The organism is Streptomyces sp. NPDC001750 (assembly GCF_042892615.1).
In the GTDB taxonomy this organism is placed as follows: domain Bacteria; phylum Actinomycetota; class Actinomycetes; order Streptomycetales; family Streptomycetaceae; genus Streptomyces.
Genome location: NZ_JBIAUE010000014.1, coordinates 51,024 through 74,919 on the forward strand (window position 1 = coordinate 51,024; position 23,896 = coordinate 74,919).

Consider the following 23,896-nt stretch of genomic DNA (forward strand, 5'->3'; position numbering starts at 1 on the left):
ACATCCCTGTCGCGGGTGTGCCGTCCTCAAACGTACGGACGCTCCGGCCTCCCCATGCGCGTGCTCTTCGGGCGCTCTTCCGGCCCTGGTGGCAAGAAGCTTTCGATCCTGGTGGTGAAACGTCGGGAAGGGGCCGCTATGGTGACCGGCCATGACTACACATGATCAGTCTCCGGCCTCGTTCGTCGTGCACATTCCGGACGTGGAACTCGAACCCGAACCGCTCGACCCTGCTCAGATCGTCTCGGGCGAACCTGTCGTGACGGGCAAGGTCCTGTGGGAATCGCCCGACGGCAAGCAGGTGCGCGGCATCTGGCAGATCACGCCCGGCGTCGTCACCGACACGGAGGCCGACGAACTGTTCGTGGTCGTCAGCGGCCGGGCCACCGTGGCGGTCGACGGCGGGGCGACGCTGGAGATCGGGCCGGGGGACGCCTGCGTACTGCGTGAGGGCGACCGCACGACGTGGACCGTGCACGAGACGCTGCGCAAGGCGTACCACATCTGCCTCTGAAGCCCTGAAGCCCTGAAGCCCTGAAGCCCTGAAGCCCCTGAAGCCCCTGAAGCCCCTGAGGTCCCTGAGGCCTCTGAAGCCTCTGCAACTTCTGAAGTTGCTGGTGGATCGGCGATCATTCCCGACACTTCGGTCGAAGCCGCGCCGATGGTGACCTCGCACCGCCCGTGGCACCCCCGCACCGACCGCGAGGGCGCCCGGAACGTGAGGTCGCTCCGCTCGCGAGGCTTCACGGGCGACTCCGAGGCGTCGGCGATCGTTTCGGTGAGACGTCAGTGCTCGGTGGCGGGCGGCACGGGTGCCGTGGGCGCCGACGCGCCGGGCGCCGGGGTCGCGCCGGGCGCCGGAGTACCGGGCGCGTCGGGGGGCGGCGTCCCTGGTGTTTCGTGCGCGGTGGGCCGGGCGAGGGACCGGCGCAGCGCCATCGCCGCGAGCGGGAGCAGCAGGCACGCCGCCACCGCGTTCAGCCAGCCGTAGCCGGCCCGGGCGACGATCAGTCCGGCGATGGCGCCGCCGACGCCCGCCGCCGTGTTCATGGTCAGGTCCGAAAGCCCCTGCACGGCGGCGCGGGCGGGCTGCGGTACGGAATCGGTGAGCAGTGCCGAACCGGAGACCAGCCCGGCCGACCAGCCCAGGCCCAGCAGGAACAGGCCCGCAGCGGTCCGGCCGTGGCTGGCACCTGCGGTGCCGGCCAGAAGCGCGGCGCAGGAGAGCAGCCCGATCGCCAGGCCGATCACGGCCAGTCGGCCGAAACGGTCGGACAGCCAGCCCATCACCGGGGAGAACGCGTACATCCCCGCGATGTGGCCACTGATGACGAGCCCGATCAGTTGGAGTCCGGCGCCGTGGTGGCCCAGGTGGACGGGCGTCATCACCATGATCGACACCATCGCGGTGTGCGACACGGCCACCGTCACCAGAGCCAGGCGCGCCCTCGCCGATCCCCGGACCGCCGTGAATCCGGCCCGCAGCGACCGGCCCGCGGGAGACGTCTCGTCCTGCGGAGCCAGGGCCCGAGCGGTCAGCAGCGGGTCCGGTCGCAACAGCACCGCGACGAGCAGGGCGGCGGACAGGAAGATCGCGGCCGCGAAGAAGAACGGGCCCGCATGCTCGGATATCGCCGTGCCGCGGAAGAGCCGTCCCACCGGGGCCGCGATGTTCGGGCCGAGAACCGAGCCGATGGTCGTGGCCCAGATGACGGTGGAGATCGCCCGCCCCCGGCGGTCCGGCTCGACCAGATCAGCGGCGGCGAACCGGGCCTGCAGATTGGCCGAGGATCCGGCACCGAACGCGGCCATCCCGAACAGCAGCAGCGGAAAGTTCTCCACGACGGTCGCCACGACCACGAGTCCCGCGCCGAGGGCACCGATCAGATACGCGAGTACGAGACCCGGGCGCCGGCCGCGCGAGGTCATCAGTGCCGCCAACGGCAGCGAGAGCAGCGCCGTGCCCGCCACCGACGCCGTCGGGGCCAGACCCGACAGGGCCTCGGAACCGCTCACCTCGGAGGCCAGGACCGGTGCCAGCGCGATACCGATGGGCACGCCGAGGCCACCGAGTATCTGGCTGGCTATCAGCACGGCGGACGTTCTGCGTCGCAGCGCGGGAAGATCGTCGGCGGAGACCCGCTCCGCGGGCCGGGCGGGCCGGGTGGATGTGTCAGGAGCATCGAGGGGGTTGGTCACTGACGCAGTGTGCCAGCCCGCACACGGGTACGAAATACGACCGTGCGACGCGGGCGTGGAACGGGGACGTGCGCGATCGGGCTCCGTACGGCGTACGGCAGGGCGCGCGGCTTCACGCACCCGGAGCGAAGCACGGGAACCAGCCGTTCAGGAGTGCCGGAGCAGGGGCGCGCCGGAGCACGTGAGCGGAAGGTGGCGGCCCGCACCAGGACGTCAGAACAGCGGCTGCGGCAGCACGCCTTCGAGGGCCAGCAGCTCCCGCTTGGTGTCGAGCCCGCCGCCGAACCCGCCCAGCCCGCCGTCGCTCTCCACCACCCGGTGGCACGGCACCACCACCGGCAGCGGATTGGAACCCATGGCTGCCCCCACCGCCTGTGCCGCCCCCGGCTGCCCCACGCGCGCGGCCAGGTCGCCGTAGCCGACGACGGTCCCGTACGGCACGCCCACCGCCAGTTCGCGCAGCACCTGGCGGTTGAAGCCGGAGGTCAGCGACCAGTCCAGTTCGAGCGAGAACTCCCGCGACGAACCCGCGAAATACGCCGCGAGCTCGCGTATCGGCCCGGCGAGCCGTGCGGAACCGGGATTTTCCACCGGTTCCGCACCGAGCCGCGCCCGCAACTGTGCGAGTGCCCTCTCCCGCACCTCGGGGCGGGCGTGGAACACCACGTTCACCAGCCCTGTACCGGTCGCGGCGAGCAGCAGCGGGCCGATGTCGCTCTCGACGACGGCCCACTCGACAACCCCGTTGCTGTTCATGGGAACCACCGTACGACCGACCACTGACACCGGCGTCCGGCCCCGGCTGGCACCGGCCCCCGGCCCCGGCCCGGCGGACCGCGGCCCGCCGGTGCGCGCCGCGGACAACCGTGCGACCGCCATCGAGCAGTGCGCGCCGCCGTCCGCCGCTGCGCGCCGCCGTCAGCCCGTTGCCTGGCGCACGACGTCCGGCCTGTTCGTGATGATCCCGTCGACACCGAAGCTCGCCGCCCTCACCGCGTTCGTCGCGTCGTCGACCGTCCAGGTGTTGACCCGGAGCACCTTGCCGTGGGCGCCCTTCAGGGCGTGCACCGCCTCCACGTAGTCCGCCGAGACCGACGTGAACGAGGGGTTGATCTGATCGGTGAACGCCGCGTACGAGGGCAGATCGGCCACCGGAGGCGTCCCGAGGAAGCCGGTCGTGACGTCCGGTCGCTGCTGGTGCACCCGCTTCACGCTGTCTGCGCCGAAGCTCTGGACGACGAGCCTGTTCCTGACGTGCGCGCGGTCGAGCCACCCCTTCTGGCGCAGCACCAGAAGAGTCTCCCTCTCGATCCCCGGGTAGATCTCCGGGCTCTTGATCTCCAGCAGCAGCTTCTGGTCGTTGCGCTCGACGCGCTCCAGGTACTGCGTGAGGGTCGGTACCCGGGTGCCGGTGAACTGCGGACCGAACCAGCTGCCCGCGTCCAGTCGGGCGATCTCGGCCGCCGTGAAGTCCCTGACCGCCCAGGGGGAACGGTCCGGGAACACCTCCTCGGCATCGGTGGTCCGTCTCAGATCGGTGTCGTGCATGACCACCAGCACGCCGTCGCGGGTCAGCTGGACGTCGTTCTCCACCCAGTCGAAGCCGAGCGCGTCGGCCTTGTCGACGGCGGCCAGGGTGTTCTCCGGAGCGTAGGCCGAAGCACCCCGGTGGGCGAAGACGACCGGAGCGACCGCGTCGGCCGGGGTGACCGCGTCGGTCGAAGTGACCAGGATGGTGAAAACGGTCGACGCAGCCGGGGCGGCCGAGACGATCGGGACGGACGAGAGGGCCGAGGCGGCCGGGTTGAGCGGTTCGGTGACGGGGGTCCGGGCGCCCCCGGCCCGTAAATCCGTGACCGGGCTCGTTCCCGTGGGGTCGGTTGTGACCGTGGGCCCACCCGTGGTCCGCGCGTCGGCCGTGGTCCGCGCGTCGGCCGTGGTTCGTGCGTCGGCCGTGGTCCTTGCGTCGGCCGTCGATATCGGCAGCGCGCCGACGCCCAGCAGGACGGCGGCGACGAAGGCGGTTGCGGTACGTGCGTGCACGTGTACTCCTCGCGTCGGAGTTACGGACGGGCCGAGAGTGCCAGTGGTGACCCGGCGGGCGACAGACGAAGGACGGCCACAACCCGAGGCCACCGTCGGGACCGGGTCACGGGCCGATCTCCATGTCGATAAAATGCAGCTCTTCTGTTTGTTTGCCGGGCCTCGCGGCTTAGGGTCACCCCCGGACCCGGGCTTCCGCGAAGGGCGTACGAGCATGCAGGGCACGATCGATGGTTTCAGCTACGGCGCGGTGACGCCCGTCGCGGCCTTTCTGATGGCCTGCCTCGGCGCGGCCCTCGGGCTGCGCTGCACGACCCGTTCGCTGCGCACCGAGCGTTCCTTCAAGGCCGGCTGGCTGGCCCTCGGCGCGACCTCCATCGGCTCCGGCATCTGGACGATGCACTTCGTCGCGATGATGGGCTTCACCATCGACGGGGTGACCATCGGCTACGACAAGCCGATCACCTTCGCCAGCCTCGCGGTCGTCATCGGCATGGTCGCAGTCGGCATCTTCGTCGTCGGATACCGGCGGGCCACCCGCATGGCGCTGGTGACCGGCGGCACCATCACCGGGCTCGGCATGGCCACCATGCATTACCTGGGCATGGCCGGAATCCGACTGGAGGGACGGCTCGAGTACGACACGCTCACCGTGGTGCTCTCCGTCGTGATCGCCGTGGTGGCCGCCACGACCGCGCTCTGGGCGGCCGTCTCCGTGCAGGGCTTCCTGGCCGGTCTCGGTGCCAGCGTCGTCATGGGCGTCGCCGTGAGCGGCATGCACTACACGGGCATGGCCGCGCTCAGCGTCCATCTGCACCCGGCCGCCCTGACCGGCGACGCCGCCACCGACAGCTCGACCGTGCCCCTCCTGCCGCTGCTGGTCGGCCCCGGCTGCTTCCTGCTGCTCGCCGCCGTCGTCGTGATGTTCGACCCCCTGATGGTGATGGGCACCCCGGACTGGAACGACACCAGGACCGGGAGCGGGGCCGACGGACCGGCCGGAGGCCCGGCGCGGCGGCAGGTCCCCAGCTTCGGCACGTACGCCGACCCGGCCTCGTTCCACTCCCGCCCGCGCGACCCCGCACCGCCCGGAGACTGGTGACCCCGGCCCGGTGCCGGCCGCGGGTTCCGGGACCGGCGTGACGGTCGAGCCGACCCGGTTGTCAGCGGGGGGTCGTACCGTGGTGTCATGCGGCCCGTTTCGAAGATCGAACGTTCGGTGGCGCCTTTCGAGGTCGTCAGTCCCTACCAGCCCAGCGGCGACCAGCCCGCGGCCATCGCCGAGCTGGACCGGCGCATCCGCGCGGGCGAGAAGGACGTCGTCCTGCTCGGCGCGACCGGCACCGGCAAATCGGCGACCACCGCCTGGATGATCGAGAAGCTGCAGCGCCCCACCCTCGTGATGGCGCCGAACAAGACGCTCGCGGCCCAGCTGGCGAACGAGTTCCGCGAGCTCCTGCCCAACAACGCCGTCGAGTACTTCGTCTCGTACTACGACTACTACCAGCCCGAGGCGTACGTCCCCCAGTCGGACACCTACATCGAGAAGGACTCCTCGATCAACGAGGAGGTCGAGCGGCTGCGCCACTCCGCGACGAACTCGCTGCTCACCCGGCGCGATGTCGTCGTGGTCGCCTCCGTCTCCTGCATCTACGGCCTCGGTACGCCGCAGGAGTACGTGGACCGGATGGTTCCGCTCAAGGTCGGCGACGAGATCGACCGCGACGAGCTGCTGCGCCGCTTCGTCGAGATCCAGTACACCCGCAACGACCTCGCGTTCACCCGCGGCACGTTCCGGGTCCGCGGCGACACCATCGAGATCTTCCCGGTCTACGAGGAGCTCGCCGTCCGCATCGAGATGTTCGGCGACGAGATCGAGGCGCTCTCCACCCTCCACCCGCTCACTGGCGAGGTGATCAGCGAGGACCAGTCCCTCCACGTCTTCCCCGCCAGCCACTACGTCGCGGGCCCCGAGCGCATGGAGAAGGCGGTCAACGGCATCGAGCGGGAGCTGGAGGAGCGCCTCGCCGAGCTGGAGAAGCAGGGCAAGATGCTGGAGGCCCAGCGCCTGCGGATGCGTACCACGTACGACATCGAGATGCTCCGGCAGATCGGCACCTGCTCCGGCGTCGAGAACTACTCGATGCACTTCGACGACCGCTCGCCCGGTACCGCCCCCAACACCCTTCTCGACTACTTCCCCGAGGACTTCCTCCTCGTCCTCGACGAGTCGCACGTCACCGTGCCGCAGATCGGTGCCATGTACGAGGGCGACGCGTCCCGGAAGCGCACCCTCGTCGACCACGGCTTCCGGCTGCCCTCCGCGCTCGACAACCGCCCGCTGAAGTGGGAGGAGTTCCTGGGCCGGATCAACCAGACGGTCTACCTCTCGGCCACCCCCGGAACGTACGAGCTGTCCCGGAGCGACGGCTTCGTGGAGCAGATCATCCGTCCCACCGGCCTCGTCGACCCGGAGGTCGTCGTCAAGCCCACCGAGGGTCAGATCGACGACCTGGTGCACGAGATCCGCAAGCGCACCGAGAGGGACGAACGCGTCCTCGTCACCACCCTCACCAAGAAGATGGCCGAGGACCTCACCGACTACTTCCTGGAGCTCGGCATCCAGGTCCGCTACCTCCACAGCGACGTGGACACCCTGCGCCGTGTCGAGCTGCTGCGCGAGCTGCGCTCCGGCGAGTACGACGTCCTGGTCGGCATCAACCTCCTGCGAGAGGGCCTCGACCTCCCCGAGGTGTCGCTCGTCGCCATCCTCGACGCGGACAAGCAGGGCTTCCTGCGCTCGGGCACGTCCCTGATCCAGACCATCGGGCGCGCCGCCCGCAACGTGTCGGGGCAGGTCCACATGTACGCGGACACGATCACCCCGGCGATGGCGCAGGCCATCGACGAGACCAACCGTCGCCGCGAGAAGCAGATCGCCTACAACACCGAGCGCGGCATCGACCCCCAGCCGTTGCGCAAGAAGATCAACGACATCGTCGCGACGATCGCCCGCGAGGAGGTCGACACCGAGCAGCTGCTCGGCACCGGCTACCGCCAGGCCAAGGGGGCCAAGGCCCCTGTCCCCGCACTCGGTGCCAAGGCGTCCGGCTCCGGGAAGAAGACCACCGCCGTGGTCACCGACCGGCCCGCCACCGAACTCGCCGGGATCATCGAGGAGATGACCGAACGCATGCGGGCGGCCGCAGCGGACCTGCAGTTCGAGGTGGCGGCCCGGTTGCGCGACGAGGTCGGCGAGCTGAAGAAGGAGCTGCGTCAGATGCGGGAAGCGGGTCTCGCCTGACCGCCATGCGGTCGATGTGTTGCAGGACCGACACAAAAACACCTCGAGCGGCCTCGTTGTCAGTGCGACTGCGTAGGGTGCTGAGAACACCGCGCACGGATGGTTGCGGGGCAAGCCGAGAGGGGACAGCGCGTGACGGTCAATATGACCAAGGGCCAGGCCATCAGCCTGCAGAAGAGCGACGGGGGAACCCTGACCGCGGTGCGGATGGGGCTCGGCTGGCAGGCGGCACCGCGCCGCGGCCTGTTCGGTTCGCGCACGCGAGAGATCGACCTCGACGCGTCGGCGGTGCTGTTCGCCGACAAGCAGCCGGTCGACGTGGTCTTCTTCCGCCACCTCGTCAGTGACGACGGATCGGTCAAGCACACCGGGGACAACCTGGTCGGGGGCGCCGGTTCGGGCGGCGACGACGAGGCGATCCTCGTCGACCTCCAGCGCGTGCCGGTCCACATCGACCAGATCGTCTTCACGGTGAACTCCTTCACCGGCCAGACGTTCCAGGAGGTGCAGAACGCCTTCTGCCGTCTCGTCGACGAGACCAACGGGCAGGAGCTCGCCCGCTACACGCTGGACGGCGGCGGGCAGTACACCGCCCAGATCATGGCGAAGGTGCACCGTTCGGGGAACGGGTGGCAGATGACCGCCCTCGGCAACCCGGCCAACGGCCGTACCTTCCAGGACCTGATGCCGGCGATCCTGCCGCATCTGTAACGACCTGGGGGCGGCAGGGGGGCGGAGCTCCCGCTCCCCGTCGCCCCAGGTTCGTGAGCACGGCCGGCCAGTCGGCCGACAGAGATACGCGCAGCTCCCGGAGGCAACGGCCGCCGGGAGCTGCACCACATGGTGCCGCACGGCACCGGGCGACACCGCACAGCGCAGCAGCAACTCGTCGAGGGGACATGGCAATGACGGCCGAGCTGGTCCGGGGGCAGAACCACACCTTGCCCCAGACCCGACTGGAGATCCGGGTATCGGCCGGCACGCCCGTCGTGGCAGGTGTCATGCTCGCCGACGAGAACGGCACCGTCCACGGCGCCGAGTGGGTCGCCCACCCCGGCGCGCCCCGGCTCCCCGGGCTCGAAGTGCCCCGTCAGGCCGCCGCCGGTCACCGGCTCGCCGCCGACCTCGACGCCGTGCCGGCCCAGGTGCACCGGATCACCGTGCTGCTGGCCCTGCCCACGGGCATCGGCGGCCCGGTCCGCTTCGGCGCGGTCGCCGCGCCCTTCGTCGCGGTCACCGGGCTCGACGGCGACGAGATCGCCACCTTCACCCTCACCGGGCTCGACACCGAATCGGCCGTCGCGGCCCTGGAGCTCTACCGTCGGCAGGGCGCCTGGAAGGTCCGCGCCGTCGGTCAGGGCTACGCGGGCGGCCTCGCCGCCATGCTCGCCGACCAGGGCCTGAACGGGGCGGCCGAGCTGGCCCACTCGATCCAGGACGCCGTCACCCGCGCGACGGCCCGCACGGTCGCACCGCCCCCGCCCCGCACCCCGGACGGTGATCGCGTCGGCCACGGCCCGCGCCCCGCACCGGCCCCGGACGTCCCCCCGGTCCCCGCCGCACCGCCCACGGCTCCCGGGGCCGAGCCACTCACCCAGCCCGCTCCGCCGCCGGGCACCGCCGCCACGGGTGGCCCCGTCGACTACACCCACCCGCGTCGCCAGACCTCCGCACCCCCGCCGCCCCCTCCCACCGCGCCGCCCGCCGCGCCCGGCAGCCCCGCCCAGCCCGTCGCCGGGGACGCCACCGGCTGGTCCATGGAGGAGCGCCTCTACAACCAGATCTGGGGCATGTTCGAAGACCTGGCCCGCACCACCGCCGCGTACCGCAGCGCCGTCGAATTCGCCGAGTCCCGCATGGACCAGGAACTCGACAGGACGCTGTCCGACCCGCGCAACCGGATCGGTGGCGCCGGCGACCGGGCCCGTGAGCAGGCCCGTGCCAAGCGCGACGAGCTCACCTTCCGGGCGAAGGAGGCGCTCGACCGCGACATCGCGCAGCTCACCGCCGAAGCCGCCGTGGTGGAACCCGCGCTCCCGACCGCGTACGCGGGATGGGACAACCCCGTCTGGCACGCCTACCGCGTCCCGATGGAGATCCCCATGGCACTGCGGATCGGCGACCTCCATCTGCCCGAGGCCACCGGTCTGCGCATCCCGCTGCTGGTACGGCTCCCGCTGGAGCGCGGCATCTGGGTGGACAGCGGCCGTACGGCATCCGGGGCGGCGGCCCTGGCGGACACCGCGCAACTGCGCCGTCTGGCCGTGGAGAGCGCCGTCGCGCACGTGGCCCGGCTGCTGGCCGTGTACCCGGCCGACGAGTTCTCCGTGCACGTCATCGACCCCGCGGGCGCGGCGGCAGGACCGCTTGCCCCGCTGGTCCGGTCCGGGGTGCTCGCCGAGCCGCCCGCCGCGGGCCCCGGCGGGGTCACCTCGGTCCTCGCCCGGCTCACCCGGCGCGTGGATCTGGTCCAGATGGCCATCCGGGCGGGCGCCGCCGACTCGCTGCCGCCGGACGTGGACACCGGCCAGCACCTGCTGATCGTCAACGACTTCCCCCACGGCTTCGACGACCGGGCCGTCACCCAACTGCGCTACCTGGCCGACGAGGGGCCCTCGGTCGGCGTCCATCTGCTGATGGTCGCGGACCGCGAGGACGCCGCCGCCTACGGGCCGGTGCTCGACCCGCTGTGGCGCTCGCTGCTCCGGCTCACCCCGGTCGCCGACGACCACCTGGCCGACCCCTGGGTGGGTCACGCCTGGACGTACGAGCCGCTCAGGGTGCCGCCCGGCAGCCGGGTGCTCGACGACGTCCTGGCCCGGGTGGCCGCGGCCCGCCGTACCTGGCGCCGCTGAGCCGCGGCGCCGCCGAGCGGCCTCTGACCACACCGCCCCGCTCTCGTTCACACCGCCTCCGACCTGGTGTTTTGATGATCCTTTAGCTATCTCTTTACCTTCCTTTGGTGTTTCCTGTACTGTTCCTTGGGCGGAGGGGAGTACTCCCACACGCGGCGTTCCCGTCAGTACGGACCCTGACCGGTCCCGGGGCGCCGGTCCTGGTGCGCATCGCGCGCCCGGGCGGAAGAGACCTCCGGCAGCGACGACGCTGAATCAGTAGCCGTAGTGAACTGCCGGAGGCGCAGTGGACGTTTCATGGACCCTCTGGGCGCTGACCATTCTCGGTCTGTCGGCCCTCATCGCCGTCGACTTCTTCATCGGGCGCAGGCCCCATGACGTGTCGACCAAAGAAGCCGGAATCTGGACGATCATCTGGATCACGCTGGCCGTGCTCTTCGGGCTCGGCCTGTTGGTCTTCGGTGACAGCCAGGCGTCGGGCGAGTTCTTCGCGGGCTTCATCACGGAGAAGTCGCTCAGCGTCGACAACCTGTTCGTCTTCGTCCTGATCATGGCGAAGTTCTCGGTCCCCTCCCATCTCCAGCAGCGGGTGCTGCTCGTCGGCGTGCTGATCGCGCTGGTGCTCCGAGCGGTCTTCATCGCCGCGGGTGCCGCGGTCATCGCCAACTTCTCGTGGGTCTTCTACATCTTCGGCGCGTTCCTGATCTACACCGCCTGGAAGCTCGTCCAGGAGGCGCGGGCCGATGAAGAAGGGGAGGAGTTCGAGGAGAACCGCCTGCTCAAGTCGATCGAGCGCCGCTTCGGGGTCGCCGACCGGTATCACGGCACCAAGCTCTTCATACGCGACAAGGGCAAGCGCGTCCTGACGCCGCTGATGGTCGTCATGCTCGCCATCGGCACCACCGATGTGCTGTTCGCCCTGGACTCCATCCCCGCGATCTTCGGCCTGACCCAGGACCCGTACATCGTGTTCACGGCGAACGCCTTCGCCCTGATGGGGCTGCGGCAGCTGTACTTCCTGATCGGCGGCCTGCTGAAGAAGCTGGTCCACCTCAGCTACGGGCTCTCGGTGATCCTCGGCTTCATCGGCGTGAAGCTGGTGCTGCACGCGCTGCACGAGTCCGGGGTGCACGTCCCCGAGATCTCGATACCGGTCTCGCTCGGCGTCATCTGCGGTGTCCTGGTGATCACCACGATCACCAGCCTGATCGCCGACCGGAAGCGGAAGCGGGCCGACGCGGCAGCGGAGGCGGACGAGGCCGAAGACGAGAAGGCCGGCATCGACGCCTGACGCGGCTGCCGCCCGACGCGGTTGCCGTCGGCCGACTGCCATGAGGGGCGCGCCCCCGTGCCCGTACCGCTTGCGACGCGGACACGGGGGCGCGCCCCGGCCCGTGTCCGCCGGGAGGCGGGAGGGGCGGGGCGCTCCGGAATCACGTGCGTGTCCCGCGCGGACCCGATGGGCCCGGCACGGGCGAAGTGGCCGCGGGAGCGGCCGGGTGTCACCAGCCGCGGGCGTGCCACTCGGGCAGCCGCGGGCGTTCGACGCCGAGCGTGGTGTCGTGACCGTGGCCCGGGTAGACCCAGGTCTCGTCGGGCAGTTGGTCGAAGAGCTTGGTCTCCACGTCGTGGATCAGGCTCGCGAACGCCTCGGGGTTCTTGCGGGTGTTGCCGACACCGCCCGGGAAGAGGCAGTCCCCGGTGAACAGGTGGGGGGCGCCGTGCGGGTCGTCGTAGACGAGCGCGATGGACCCCGGGGTGTGGCCGACGAGGTGGCGGGCGGTCAGTTCGACCCTGCCCACCCGGATCGTGTCGTTGTCGTCCACCAGGACATCGGTCGGGACCGGGATGCCCTCGGCGTCGTACCTGCCGGCGAACGTACGCGCTCCGGTGGCGGCGACGACCTCGCCGAGCGCCTGCCAGTGGTCGGGGTGCCTGTGGGTGGTGACGACGGAGGCGATGCCGTCGTCACCGATGAGCCGCAGCAGCGTCCCGGCCTCGTCGGCCGCGTCGATGAGGAGCTGCTCGTCGGTGGCCCGGCAGCGCAGCAGATAGGCGTTGTTGTTCCCCGGTCCCACGGCGACCTTGGAGATCATCAGATCCGTCAACTCGTGTACGTCAGCACGACCGCCGACCTTGACCGCTCCGCTGTACGTCATGCGTTCCAGCCTATAGCGGAGGCAGTGCGGGGAGGAGTCCGCCGTCGACGGTCAGCGCCGATCCGTCGCGGCGTCCGCAGAGCCAGCCGAGCAGTTCGGGCGCGGTGCCGCGGACCGCGACGGGGGCGCCCTCGGCGCCGCCGCCCGTGGACCAGGCACGGCCGTCGTCGGCGGTGATCCGCGTGGCCACGACCTCGGAGTGTCCGGCGAACCGTTCGGCGAGGAAGTCGATCTCCCGGGCGACGAACTCGTCCGGAAGGTCCTCCAGCTCGTAGCCGACGTTCAGGTCGACATGGTGCAGTTCGACCTCGACGCGGCGGCGGAAGGGGACCCGGGAGGCCGAGTCCGTCACGCCGTTGCGCAGGGTGACGGTGCGGGACCAGTCGGCCGGGGTTGAGGCCGCGTCCGCGAAGCGGGCCGCGCTGTCGGCGAGGTCGGTCAGCTGCTCCGCCTTCGGCCGGGGCGCGCCGCGTTCGATGTCCCGGTCGCGGGTTTCGCTGTCTGCGTACATCGGGCGGCCCTGGAGAACATTTACGAGCGCGTCGGCGTTACGAGAGAGGTGCGCGACGACATGGCCGCGGCTCCAGCCCGGCAGGCGCGAGGGCTCGGCAAGCGCCGCGTCGTCCAATTTCCCGGTGGCGCTGAGCAGCCGATCGGTCGCTTCACGTACGGCGCGCAGGTCGTGCGCGTGATCAGTCATGGCGCCGAGCGTAGCCCGCCCACTCATTCGGGTGAAGGGAGCGACAGCCGTCCGTAAATCGAATGTGCGTGCTATACGCTCGGAGTCGAAAAGCTTCGTACACCGCTGTGGCGCCCCCCATACCCTGGGACAGGGGCTCAGTTCCCCCACTTCTCTCTAGAAAGGTGCGGACCGGCGTGGTCGACCGTCTCATCGTCCGTGGCGCTCGCGAGCACAATCTCAAGAACGTCTCCCTCGACCTTCCCCGCGACTCGCTCATCGTCTTCACCGGGCTTTCCGGATCGGGCAAGTCGTCCCTCGCGTTCGACACGATCTTCGCCGAGGGCCAGCGGCGCTACGTGGAGTCCCTCTCCTCGTACGCCCGGCAGTTCCTCGGCCAGATGGACAAGCCGGACGTCGACTTCATCGAAGGCCTCTCGCCCGCCGTCTCCATCGACCAGAAGTCGACCTCGCGCAACCCGCGCTCGACGGTCGGCACCATCACCGAGGTGTACGACTACCTCCGGCTGCTGTTCGCCAGGATCGGCAAGCCGCACTGCCCCGAGTGCGGGCGCCCCATCGCGCGCCAGTCGCCGCAGGCCATCGTGGACAAGGTGCTGGGCCTCCCCGAAGGAAGCCGCTTCCAGGTGCTCTCGCCGCTGGTGCGCGAGCGCAAGGGCGAGTTCGTCGATCTCTTCGCCGATCTCCAGACCAAGGGATACAGCAGGGCCCGCGTCGACGGCGAGACGATCCACCTCGCAGAGCCGCCCAAGCTGAAGAAGCAGGAGAAGCACACCATCGAGGTGGTCGTCGACCGCCTCACGGTGAAGGAGGGCGCCAAGCGGCGGCTGACCGACTCGGTCGAGACCGCGCTCGGGCTCTCCGGCGGCATGGTCGTGCTCGACTTCGTCGACCTCCCCGAGGACGACCCCGAGCGCGAGCGGATGTACTCCGAGCACCTCTACTGCCCGTACGACGACCTCTCCTTCGAGGAGCTGGAGCCGCGCTCCTTCTCGTTCAACTCGCCCTTCGGCGCCTGCCCCGACTGCACGGGCATCGGCACGCGGATGGAGGTCGACCCGGAGCTGGTCGTCCCCGACGAGGAGCGGTCGCTCGACGCCGGCGCCATCCACCCCTGGTCGCACGGCCACACCAAGGAGTACTTCGGCCGGCTGATCGGAGCCCTCGCCAAGGCCCTCGGCTTCCGCACGGACATCCCGTGGGCCGGGCTGCCGCAGCGTGCCAAGAAGGCCCTCCTCTACGGTCACAAGATCCAGACCGAGGTCCGCTACCGCAACCGCTACGGACGCGAGCGCGCGTACACCACCCCCGCCTTCGAGGGGGCGGTGCAGTTCGTCAAGCGGCGTCACTCCGAGGCCGAGAGCGACTCCAGCCGGGAGCGCTTCGAGGGGTACATGCGCGAGGTGCCCTGCCCGACCTGTGAGGGCACCCGCCTCAAGCCGATCGTCCTCGCGGTGACGGTGATGGAGAAGTCCATCGCCGAGGTCTCCGCGATGTCGATCAGCGAGTGCTCGGAATTCCTCGGCCGGCTGACGCTGAACGCCCGGGACAAGAAGATCGCCGAGCGGGTGCTGAAGGAGGTCAACGAGCGGCTGCGGTTCCTGGTCGACGTGGGCCTCGACTACCTCTCGCTGAACCGTGCCGCAGGCACCCTGTCCGGCGGCGAGGCCCAGCGCATCCGGCTGGCCACCCAGATCGGCTCCGGCCTGGTCGGTGTGCTGTACGTGCTGGACGAGCCGTCCATCGGCCTGCACCAGCGGGACAACCACCGGCTCATCGAGACCCTCGTCCGGCTCCGCGACATGGGCAACACACTCATCGTCGTCGAGCACGACGAGGACACCATCAAGGTCGCCGACTGGGTCGTCGACATCGGCCCCGGCGCCGGTGAGCACGGCGGGAAGGTGGTCCACTCCGGATCGCTGAAGGAACTGCTGGGCAATGGCGAGTCGATCACCGGCCAGTATCTGAACGGCACGAAGGCGATCACGACGCCCGAGCTCCGGCGCCCCGTCGACCCGTCCCGCAGCCTCACGGTGCACGGTGCCCGGGAGAACAACCTCCAGGACATCGACGTCTCCTTCCCGCTCGGCGTGCTCACGGCCGTCACGGGCGTCTCGGGGTCCGGGAAGTCGACGCTGGTCAACGACATCCTCTACACCCACCTGGCGCGCGAGCTGAACGGTGCCAAGTCGGTGCCAGGACGGCACACCCGGGTCGACGGCGACGACCAGGTCGACAAGGTGGTGCACGTCGACCAGTCGCCCATCGGACGTACGCCCCGGTCCAACCCGGCCACGTACACCGGTGTCTTCGACCACATCCGCAAGCTGTTCGCGGAGACGATGGAGGCGAAGGTGCGCGGCTACCTGCCGGGCCGCTTCTCCTTCAACGTCAAGGGCGGCCGCTGCGAGAACTGCTCCGGCGATGGCACGATCAAGATCGAGATGAACTTCCTGCCGGACGTCTACGTCCCGTGCGAGGTCTGCCACGGTGCGCGGTACAACCGCGAGACCCTGGAGGTCCACTACAAGGGCAAGTCCATCGCCGAGGTGCTGGACATGCCCATCGAGGAGGGCCTGGAGTTCTTCGAGGCAGTCCCGACCATCGCCCGGCACCTCCGTACGCTCCACGAAGTCGGCCTGGGATACGTACGGCTCGGCCAGTCCGCGCCGACCCTCTCCGGCGGTGAGGCCCAGCGGGTGAAGCTGGCGAGCGAGCTGCAGAAGCGCTCCACCGGCCGCACGGTCTACGTGTTGGACGAGCCGACCACGGGCCTGCACTTCGAGGACATCAGCAAGCTCATCAAGGTGCTGTCCGGGCTGGTCGACAAGGGCAACTCGGTGATCGTGATCGAGCACAACCTCGATGTGATCAAGACCGCGGACTGGGTCATCGACATGGGCCCCGAAGGGGGCAACGGAGGTGGCCAGGTGGTCGCCGAGGGGACACCGGAGGAGGTAGCCGGAGTTCCGGCGAGCCACACCGGCAAGTTCCTCCAGGACATCCTCGATCCGGACCGGGTGAGCGAGGCAGCGGTTCCCGCGGCCCGCAAGCCGATGCGGAAGGTCGCCGCCAAGAAGGCGGTCGCCGCGAAGGCGGCCCCGGCCAGGAAGACGGCCACGGCCAGGACGAGCGCCGGGCAGGCCGCCAAGTCCACCACGGCCAGGACCGCCAAGACGACCGCGGCGAAGAAGCCCGCGGTGAAGAAGGCGACCGGCGCGCGCAAGTCCTGACGACCGCGTCCGGCCGGCGGCCCCCGACGAAGGGGGCCGCCGGCCTCGTCGCTGTCGCAGGATCCTCCACGCCGGCCCCGCCGCTGCCAAGAGCCCGCCGCCGTCGCCGGATCCGCGGCCGCTCCCGGCGCCTTCCCCGGTCCCGTCGGTACAGCTCAAGCCGTACCGATCCGGGCCCGGAATGCGCCCCTGACCAGCGGGAACCGGGCTCGGGTGGCCCGCGCGTCGGCCGCTCGGCCCTCGCCGGTATCGTCGGTTCCGTCACCGATGGCGCCGATGCCCGTGTACTTCCGGTACTCCCGTGTCCCCGCCGCCGGGCGACCTCCGTACGTTCCACCCCTCCGACCAGTGGAGACCGCATGCCCGGCCAGCCCGCCGCCCGCCGTACCGTGCTGAAGGGCGCCGCTCTCGTCGGCGTCGCCGGGCTGGGAGCGGCCGCCTGCTCGACCGAATCGGTGCTCGGCCACGCCGGGCCGCCCACGCCCACCGCTCCTGTCGACCTCGGCGCACCGGAGGAGATCCCGGTCGGCGCGTCCAAGCTCTACCGCGAGCAGCGGGTCGTCGTCAGCTGCCCGGCGAAGGGGCAGTACAAGGCGTTCAGCGCCCAGTGCACCCACGGGGGCTGCGTGCTGGACAAGGTCGAGGACAACGTGGGCAGCTGCCCCTGTCACGGCAGCCACTTCGACACGACGACCGGCACGGCGACGAAGGGACCGGCGACCGCGCCGCTGCCCGAGGTGCCGGTAAGGATCGAGGGCGGCAAGCTCGTCGCCGGCCCCAAGGCCTGAGACCGGCCGCGACCGCCCCGGGACCGGGCGTCCCCGCCATGGCGGGGACCGGCCCTCCGTGCCGTGGCGGGGACGCCCGGTCCCGCCGATCCCCCCGCTCCGGCCGGCGCCGACCCGTCCCGGGCCGCGCCGGGCGGAGGGGCGCGTCCGGACAGGCCGCACTGTCACTGCCCGCAAGTAGGGTGGGACACATGGCAGACCCCTCCAGCTACCGCCCCAAGCCGGGACAGATCCCCGACTCCCCGGGGGTCTACAGGTTCCGTGACGAGCACCGCCGGGTGATTTACGTCGGCAAGGCCAAGAACCTGCGCCAGCGTCTGGCCAACTACTTTCAGGACCTGGCCTCCCTCCACCCGCGTACGCGCACGATGGTCACCACGGCCGCGTCGGTGGAATGGACGATCGTCTCCACGGAGGTCGAGGCGCTCCAGCTGGAGTACTCCTGGATCAAGGAGTTCGACCCCCGGTTCAACGTCAAGTACCGCGACGACAAGAGCTATCCCTACCTCGCGGTCACGCTCAACGAGGAGTTCCCGCGCGTCCAGGTCATGCGCGGTGCCAAGAAGAAGGGCGTGCGCTACTTCGGCCCCTACGGTCACGCCTGGGCGATCCGCGAGACGGTCGACCTGATGCTCCGGGTCTTCCCGGTGCGCACCTGCTCCGCCGGGGTCTTCAGGAACGCGGCCAGGACCGGCCGCCCGTGCCTCCTCGGCTACATCGGCAAGTGCTCGGCCCCCTGCGTCGGCCGGGTCGCCCCCGAGGAACACCGCGAACTGGCCGAGGACTTCTGCGACTTCATGGCCGGTCGCACCGGCACGTACATCCGCCGCCTGGAGAAGGACATGATGGCGGCGGCCGAGGAGATGGAGTACGAGCGGGCGGCCAGGCTCCGCGACGACGTGGAAGCCCTCAAGCGGGCCATGGAGAAGAGCGCCGTCGTCCTCGCCGACGCCACCGACGCCGACCTGATCGCCGTCGCCGAGGACGAGCTGGAAGCCGCCGTCCAGATCTTCCACGTGCGCGGCGGCCGGGTGCGCGGGCAGCGCGGCTGGGTCACCGACAAGGTCGAGAACGTCGACACCTCGGGTCTGGTCGAGCACGCCCTGCAACAGCTGTACGGCGAGGAGACGGGCGACGCCGTCCCCAAGGAGGTCCTCGTCCCGGCCCTGCCCGAGGACCCGGACGCGGTGTCCCAGTGGCTCGCCGGCCGCCGGGGCTCCCAGGTCAGCCTGCGCATCCCGCAGCGCGGCGACAAGAAGGACCTGATGGCGACGGTCCAGCGCAACGCCCAGCAGGCCCTGGCGCTGCACAAGACGAAACGCGCCTCCGACCTGACGACCCGCTCCCGCGCGCTGGAGGAGATCGCCGAGGCGCTCGGCCTCGACACCGCCCCGCTCCGTATCGAGTGTTACGACATCTCGCACCTCCAGGGCGACGACGTGGTCGCGTCCATGGTCGTCTTCGAGGACGGGCTGGCCCGCAAGAGCGAATACCGCCGCTTCCAGATCAAGGGTTTCGAGGGTCAGGACGACGTCCGGTCGATGCACGAGGTGATCGGCCGCCGTTTCAAGCGGTACCTCCAGGAGAAGGAGCGGACGGGGGAGTGGGGGGAGACGACCGACCCGACGGACTCCACCGCGTTCCCGGACGGCCTCGCCGCGAAGGACCCCGCCGCCCCTTCCCCGGACGGACTTCCGACCGCGTCCGGACCCGTCGGTCCCGCCGCGGACGAAACCGGTCCGGGGAGTGAGCCCCGTGAGGACGACGGTCGTCCCAAGCGGTTCGCCTATCCGCCCCAGCTCGTCGTGGTCGACGGCGGGCAGCCCCAGGTCGCGGCGGCGAAACGGGCCCTCGACGAACTGGGCATCGACGACATCGCCGTGTGCGGCCTCGCCAAGCGGCTCGAAGAGGTCTGGCTGCCGGACGACGACGACCCCGTCGTCCTGCCCCGGTCGAGCGAGGGGCTCTATCTCCTCCAGCGCGTGCGCGACGAGGCCCACCGGTTTGCGATCACGTACCAGCGCACCAAGCGGGCCAAACGTATCCGCTCCGGCCCCCTCGACGCCGTCGCCGGACTCGGCGAGACCCGGAAACAGGCGTTGATCAAGCATTTCGGCTCCGTGAAGAAGCTGAGGCGGGCGACAATCGACGAGATCTGCGCGGTCCCGGGCATAGGCCGCCGGACGGCGGAGTCCGTGGCCGTCGCCCTGGCCGCGGCGGCCCCGGCCGCGCCCGCCGTGAACACGGCGACCGGAGAGATCATCGAAGAGGACGACGGGGGCAGCACGACATGACCGAGCACGAACACGAGAATCAGCGCAAGACCGGTCACGAGTACCGGGTCGAGCACGGCGGCACCGACCGAACAGACGGAGCAGGACACGTGAGTACGGGCACCACGATCGACAACGGCGACGGGGCCATCCCCGAGCTGGTGATCATCTCCGGGATGTCGGGCGCAGGCCGCAGCACCGCGGCCAAGTGCCTGGAGGACCTCGGCTGGTTCGTCGTCGACAACCTGCCGCCCGCCCTGATCCCCACCATGGTCGAGCTCGGCGCCCGATCGCAGGGCAACGTGGCGCGCATCGCCGTCGTCGTCGACGTGCGGGGCCGCCGCTTCTTCGACAACCTCCGCGAGTCCCTCGCCGACCTGGAGGCCAAACACGTCACGCGGCGGATCGTTTTCCTGGAGTCCTCCGACGACGCCCTGGTCCGCCGCTTCGAGTCGGTCCGGCGCCCGCACCCCCTCCAGGGCGACGGCCGGATCGTCGACGGCATCGCCGCCGAGCGCGACCTGCTGCGCGAGCTGCGCGGCGACGCCGACCTGGTGATCGACACCTCCAGCCTCAACGTGCACGAGCTGCGCGCCAAGATGGACGCCCAGTTCGCCGGTGAGGAGGAGCCGGAGCTGCGCGCCACGGTGATGTCCTTCGGCTTCAAGTACGGCCTGCCGGTCGACGCCGACCTGGTGGTCGACTGCCGCTTCCTGCCCAACCCGCACTGGGTCCCCGAGCTGCGCCCGTTCACCGGGCTCAACGAGGAGGTCTCCGCCTACGTCTTCGACCAGCCCGGCGCCAAGGAGTTCCTCAACCAGTACACGGAACTGCTCCATCTCGTCGCCGCCGGATACCGTCGCGAGGGCAAGCGCTACGTGACGATCGCCGTCGGCTGCACGGGCGGCAAGCACCGCTCGGTCGCCATGTCCGAGAAGCTCGCGGCCAGGCTCGCGACCGAAGGGATCGAGACCGTTCTGGTGCACCGGGACATGGGGCGCGAGTGACCAGCCGCAACCAGCGCCTGCGCCGACTGCGCAGAGCCACCTCCGCGCTGTCCGGCCGCAAACGCGGTACGCAGCCCAAGGTCGTCGCCCTCGGCGGCGGCCACGGGCTGTCCGCCTCGCTGGCGGCGCTCCGCCGGATCACCGGCGACCTCACGGCGGTGGTCACCGTCGCCGACGACGGCGGCTCCAGCGGCCGGCTCCGTGAGGAGCTGGGCGTGCTGCCGCCGGGTGATCTGCGCAAGGCGCTGGCCGCCCTGTGCGGCGACGACGACTGGGGCCAGACGTGGGCCCGGGTCATCCAGCACCGCTTCCAGTCCAAGGGCGACCTGCACGAGCACGCCGTCGGCAATCTGCTGATCGTCGCCCTGTGGGAGCAACTCGGCGATCACGTCCAGGCCCTGGACCTGGTCGGCAGGCTCCTCGGCGCGCACGGCAGGGTGCTGCCCATGTCCGCCGTGCCGCTGGAGCTCCAGGCGCTCGTACGCGGACACGACCCGGCCCGCCCGGACGACGTGGACACGGTGCGCGGCCAGGCGACGGTGGCGTTGACCCCGGGAGAGGTGCAGTCCGTCCATGTCGTGCCGAACGACCCGCCGGCCGTCCCCGAGGCCGTCGCCGCGGTCCTGGACGCCGACTGGGTGGTGCTCGGCCCGGGGTCCTGGTTCTCCTCCGTGATCCCGCACCTGCTCGTCCCGGAACTGCTCGAAGCACTGGTCGAGACCAGGGCCCGCAAGGTCCTCTCGCTCAATCTCGCTCCGCAACCCGGCGAAACTGATGGCTTCTCCCCGCAGCGTCATTTGGAGGTTTTGGGACGACACGCCCCTAAACTCGCCATGGACGTGGTGCTGGCCGACGAAGCCGCCGTGCCCGATCGTGAGTCCCTCGTCGATGCCGCCAAGCGGCTCGGCGCCGCGGTCGAGCTGGCGCCGGTGGCCTCACCCGACGGCGTTCCGATCCATGATCCGGAGCTGTTGGCCGCCGCGTACGACCGTATTTTTCGGATGCATGGAAGGATCGGCCCATGGCGATGACGCCGGCGGTGAAGGACGAAGTCTCCCGGCTTCCGGTGACCCGGACCTGCTGCAGGAAGGCGGAGGTCTCGGCGATTCTTCGGTTCGCGGGCGGGCTCCACCTGGTGAGCGGCCGGATCGTGATCGAGGCGGAGCTGGACACCTCGATGGCGGCGCGCCGGCTGAAGCGGGACATCCTGGAGATCTTCGGGCACAGCTCGGAGCTGATCGTGATGGCCCCCGGCGGGCTGCGGCGCGGCTCCCGCTACGTCGTACGCGTGGTGGCGGGCGGCGACCAGCTGGCCCGCCAGACGGGCCTGGTGGACGGCCGCGGCCGTCCCATCCGCGGCCTGCCCCCGCAGGTGGTCTCGGGGGCCACCTGCGATGCCGAGGCCGCCTGGCGCGGTGCCTTCCTGGCGCACGGCTCGCTCACCGAACCCGGCCGCTCCTCCTCCCTGGAAGTGACATGTCCGGGTCCGGAGGCCGCGCTCGCCCTCGTCGGTGCGGCGCGCAGGCTCTCCATCGCGGCGAAGGCCCGCGAGGTGCGGGGGGTGGACCGGGTCGTCGTCCGCGACGGCGACGCGATCGGCGCCCTGCTCACCCGGCTCGGCGCCCACGACTCGGTGCTGGCCTGGGAGGAGCGGCGGATGCGTCGCGAGGTCCGCGCCACCGCCAATCGGCTCGCCAACTTCGACGACGCCAACCTGCGCCGCTCCGCGCGGGCCGCGGTCGCCGCGGGCGCCCGGGTCGGGCGCGCGCTGGAGATCCTGGGCGAGGACGTGCCCGAGCACCTCGCCGCGGCCGGCCGGCTGCGCATGGAGCACAAGCAGGCGTCCCTGGAGGAGCTGGGCGCGCTCGCCGATCCGCCGCTCACCAAGGACGCGGTCGCGGGCCGGATCCGCCGGCTGCTGGCGATGGCCGACAAGAGGGCGCAGGACCTGGGGATCCCGGGCACCGAGTCCACTCTCAGTGACGAGCTCGCCGACGGTCTCGTGGGATGACCTGACAATCGCTTGGTGGGGTGAGCCGAAAGACGAGAAACCGGCTGAATGCGGAACAGGCAACACACGTACGTGTATTGACGCTCCGTGACACCCATCCGATGAGCGGCCATGTTTCCGCAGACCCGTACCCCTACCGAGGAGTACGGGTCTGCGCGGTTTCGACCGGACCCGTTCGATGTCACTCCCCGCCCCTCGGAGAGGTAGGGTCGGAGGCGGTCGGGGACATCCGTATACAACTCGCCGATTCCTAGGAACCGGCGTACCTGACGAGGAGATCGGTTTCGTGACGATCCGCGTAGGCATCAACGGCTTCGGTCGCATCGGTCGTAACTACTTCCGCGCGCTGCTGGAGCAGGGGGCGGACATCGAGATCGTGGCTGTCAACGACCTGGGTGACACTGCGACCACGGCTCACCTTCTGAAGTACGACACCATCCTGGGTCGTCTGGAGGCCGAGGTCAGCCACACCGCCGACAGCATCACCGTCGGCGGCCACACCATCAAGGTCCTCTCCGAGCGCAACCCGGAGCTCATCCCCTGGGGCGAGCTGGGCGTCGACATCGTCGTCGAATCGACCGGCATCTTCACCAAGAAGGCGGACGCCGAGAAGCACCTCGCCGGCGGCGCCAAGAAGGTCCTCATCTCCGCTCCGGCCAAGAACGAGGACATCACGATCGTGATGGGTGTCAACGAGGACACCTACGACCCGGCCAACCACCACGTCATCTCCAACGCTTCCTGCACCACCAACTGCGTCGCGCCGATGGCGAAGGTCCTGGACGAGAACTTCGGCATCGTCAAGGGCCTGATGACGACGGTCCACGCGTACACCAACGACCAGCGCATCCTGGACTTCCCGCACTCGGACCTGCGCCGTGCCCGTGCAGCCGCGCAGAACATCATCCCGACGACCACCGGTGCCGCCAAGGCCACCGCCCTGGTGCTCCCTCAGCTCAAGGGCAAGCTCGACGGTCTCGCGATGCGGGTTCCCGTCCCGGACGGCTCGGTCACCGACCTCGTGGTCACGCTGGAGCGCGAGGTGACCCGTGACGAGGTCAACGCCGCCTTCCAGAAGGCGTCCGAGGAAGGCCCGCTCAAGGGCAAGCTGTTCTACACCGAGGACCCGATCGTTTCCTCGGACATCGTCTCGACCCCGGCGTCCTGCACCTTCGACTCCCTGCTGACCATGGCGGAGGGCTCGCAGGTGAAGATCATCGGTTGGTACGACAATGAGTGGGGTTACTCGAACCGCCTCGTCGACCTGACCGTCTTCGTCGGCAGCCGTCTCTGACCGTCCGGTCGGCAGGCACCTCGATGT

Annotated in this window: 18 protein-coding genes; 13 read left to right on the top strand and 5 right to left on the bottom strand. The window is 70.4% G+C overall.

Features of this window, described 5'->3' with window-relative positions; all coding sequences use genetic code 11:
* Positions 1-151: 151 nt before the first annotated feature.
* Complete coding sequence (locus ACFYY6_RS21760; RefSeq protein WP_351520568.1) at positions 152-514, top strand: cupin domain-containing protein; 363 nt, start codon at positions 152-154, stop codon at positions 512-514.
* Between the two features lie 272 nt (positions 515-786).
* Here ACFYY6_RS21760 and ACFYY6_RS21765 read toward each other — a convergent pair whose 3' ends face one another.
* The 3 genes from ACFYY6_RS21765 to ACFYY6_RS21775 all read right to left on the bottom strand — a co-directional run bounded on the left by ACFYY6_RS21765 (position 787) and on the right by ACFYY6_RS21775 (position 3,933).
* Complete coding sequence (locus tag ACFYY6_RS21765) at positions 787-2,199, bottom strand: MFS transporter (RefSeq protein ID WP_389194696.1); 1,413 nt, start codon at positions 2,197-2,199, stop codon at positions 787-789.
* Between the two features lie 213 nt (positions 2,200-2,412).
* Positions 2,413-2,955 carry a methylated-DNA--[protein]-cysteine S-methyltransferase gene (locus ACFYY6_RS21770; RefSeq protein ID WP_351623515.1) on the bottom strand — a complete coding sequence of 181 codons (543 nt, stop codon included), beginning with the start codon at positions 2,953-2,955 and terminating at the stop codon, positions 2,413-2,415.
* Between the two features lie 162 nt (positions 2,956-3,117).
* Positions 3,118-3,933, bottom strand: coding sequence for a glycerophosphodiester phosphodiesterase family protein (locus ACFYY6_RS21775; RefSeq protein WP_351520611.1), 816 nt, complete (start codon positions 3,931-3,933; stop codon positions 3,118-3,120).
* A 523-nt stretch (positions 3,934-4,456) separates the two neighbouring features.
* Here ACFYY6_RS21775 and ACFYY6_RS21780 point away from each other — a divergent pair.
* The 5 genes from ACFYY6_RS21780 (at position 4,457) to ACFYY6_RS21800 (ending at position 11,692) form a co-directional block, all read left to right on the top strand.
* The gene (locus ACFYY6_RS21780; protein WP_351520565.1) at positions 4,457-5,344 is read left to right on the top strand and encodes an MHYT domain-containing protein; all 888 of its coding nucleotides are present in this window, start codon (positions 4,457-4,459) and stop codon (positions 5,342-5,344) included.
* Positions 5,345-5,431: 87 nt separating this feature from the next.
* On the top strand, positions 5,432-7,546 hold the full coding sequence (gene uvrB / locus ACFYY6_RS21785; protein ID WP_351520563.1) for an excinuclease ABC subunit UvrB: 2,115 nt from the start codon (positions 5,432-5,434) through the stop codon (positions 7,544-7,546).
* Between the two features lie 132 nt (positions 7,547-7,678).
* Positions 7,679-8,257: a TerD family protein gene (locus ACFYY6_RS21790; RefSeq protein ID WP_073788639.1), complete on the top strand. Its 579-nt coding sequence runs from the start codon at positions 7,679-7,681 to the stop codon at positions 8,255-8,257.
* A 194-nt stretch (positions 8,258-8,451) separates the two neighbouring features.
* Positions 8,452-10,401 (top strand): TerD family protein, encoded by a 1,950-nt coding sequence (locus ACFYY6_RS21795; protein WP_389194699.1) that lies wholly within the window; start codon positions 8,452-8,454, stop codon positions 10,399-10,401.
* Between the two features lie 286 nt (positions 10,402-10,687).
* Positions 10,688-11,692, top strand: coding sequence for a TerC family protein (locus tag ACFYY6_RS21800; RefSeq protein ID WP_351520561.1), 1,005 nt, complete (start codon positions 10,688-10,690; stop codon positions 11,690-11,692).
* Between the two features lie 211 nt (positions 11,693-11,903).
* Here ACFYY6_RS21800 and ACFYY6_RS21805 read toward each other — a convergent pair whose 3' ends face one another.
* Complete coding sequence (locus ACFYY6_RS21805; RefSeq protein ID WP_351524551.1) at positions 11,904-12,560, bottom strand: MBL fold metallo-hydrolase; 657 nt, start codon at positions 12,558-12,560, stop codon at positions 11,904-11,906.
* Positions 12,561-12,570: 10 nt separating this feature from the next.
* On the bottom strand, positions 12,571-13,260 hold the full coding sequence (locus ACFYY6_RS21810; RefSeq protein WP_351524550.1) for a maleylpyruvate isomerase family mycothiol-dependent enzyme: 690 nt from the start codon (positions 13,258-13,260) through the stop codon (positions 12,571-12,573).
* A 176-nt stretch (positions 13,261-13,436) separates the two neighbouring features.
* Here ACFYY6_RS21810 and uvrA point away from each other — a divergent pair, with 176 nt between their 5' ends.
* The 7 genes from uvrA to gap all read left to right on the top strand — a co-directional run bounded on the left by uvrA (position 13,437) and on the right by gap (position 23,869).
* Positions 13,437-16,496 carry an excinuclease ABC subunit UvrA gene (uvrA, locus tag ACFYY6_RS21815; RefSeq protein WP_351524549.1) on the top strand — a complete coding sequence of 1,020 codons (3,060 nt, stop codon included), beginning with the start codon at positions 13,437-13,439 and terminating at the stop codon, positions 16,494-16,496.
* 359 nt (positions 16,497-16,855) lie between these two features.
* Positions 16,856-17,284 carry a Rieske (2Fe-2S) protein gene (locus tag ACFYY6_RS21820; protein ID WP_351524548.1) on the top strand — a complete coding sequence of 143 codons (429 nt, stop codon included), beginning with the start codon at positions 16,856-16,858 and terminating at the stop codon, positions 17,282-17,284.
* Positions 17,285-17,475: 191 nt separating this feature from the next.
* Entirely contained in the window at positions 17,476-19,578 is a 2,103-nt protein-coding gene (gene uvrC, locus ACFYY6_RS21825; RefSeq protein ID WP_351623510.1) for an excinuclease ABC subunit UvrC, read from the top strand.
* Positions 19,575-20,564, top strand: a complete 990-nt coding sequence (gene rapZ, locus ACFYY6_RS21830; protein ID WP_351524546.1) for an RNase adapter RapZ — start codon at positions 19,575-19,577, stop codon at positions 20,562-20,564. Before uvrC ends, rapZ begins: the two co-directional genes overlap by 4 nt.
* Positions 20,561-21,595 (top strand): uridine diphosphate-N-acetylglucosamine-binding protein YvcK, encoded by a 1,035-nt coding sequence (yvcK, locus tag ACFYY6_RS21835; protein WP_073788622.1) that lies wholly within the window; start codon positions 20,561-20,563, stop codon positions 21,593-21,595. The genes rapZ and yvcK overlap by 4 nt, the downstream gene beginning before the upstream one ends.
* Positions 21,586-22,575, top strand: a complete 990-nt coding sequence (whiA, locus tag ACFYY6_RS21840; RefSeq protein ID WP_073788620.1) for a DNA-binding protein WhiA — start codon at positions 21,586-21,588, stop codon at positions 22,573-22,575. The genes yvcK and whiA overlap by 10 nt, the downstream gene beginning before the upstream one ends.
* A gap of 286 nt (positions 22,576-22,861) precedes the next feature.
* Positions 22,862-23,869 carry a type I glyceraldehyde-3-phosphate dehydrogenase gene (gap, locus tag ACFYY6_RS21845; RefSeq protein WP_351524544.1) on the top strand — a complete coding sequence of 336 codons (1,008 nt, stop codon included), beginning with the start codon at positions 22,862-22,864 and terminating at the stop codon, positions 23,867-23,869.
* Positions 23,870-23,896: the final 27 nt, after the last annotated feature.

Coding starts and splice junctions, on each gene's coding strand:
- uvrB (WP_351520563.1), top strand. CDS start 5,432: ATGCGGCCCGTTTCGAAGATCGAACGTTCGGTGGCGCCTTTCGAGGTC.
- rapZ (WP_351524546.1), top strand. CDS start 19,575: ATGACCGAGCACGAACACGAGAATCAGCGCAAGACCGGTCACGAGTAC.
- ACFYY6_RS21805 (WP_351524551.1), bottom strand. CDS start 12,560: ATGACGTACAGCGGAGCGGTCAAGGTCGGCGGTCGTGCTGACGTACAC.
- ACFYY6_RS21795 (WP_389194699.1), top strand. CDS start 8,452: ATGACGGCCGAGCTGGTCCGGGGGCAGAACCACACCTTGCCCCAGACC.
- ACFYY6_RS21760 (WP_351520568.1), top strand. CDS start 152: ATGACTACACATGATCAGTCTCCGGCCTCGTTCGTCGTGCACATTCCG.
- ACFYY6_RS21820 (WP_351524548.1), top strand. CDS start 16,856: ATGCCCGGCCAGCCCGCCGCCCGCCGTACCGTGCTGAAGGGCGCCGCT.
- ACFYY6_RS21810 (WP_351524550.1), bottom strand. CDS start 13,260: ATGACTGATCACGCGCACGACCTGCGCGCCGTACGTGAAGCGACCGAT.
- ACFYY6_RS21780 (WP_351520565.1), top strand. CDS start 4,457: ATGCAGGGCACGATCGATGGTTTCAGCTACGGCGCGGTGACGCCCGTC.
- ACFYY6_RS21770 (WP_351623515.1), bottom strand. CDS start 2,955: ATGAACAGCAACGGGGTTGTCGAGTGGGCCGTCGTCGAGAGCGACATC.
- uvrC (WP_351623510.1), top strand. CDS start 17,476: ATGGCAGACCCCTCCAGCTACCGCCCCAAGCCGGGACAGATCCCCGAC.
- whiA (WP_073788620.1), top strand. CDS start 21,586: ATGGCGATGACGCCGGCGGTGAAGGACGAAGTCTCCCGGCTTCCGGTG.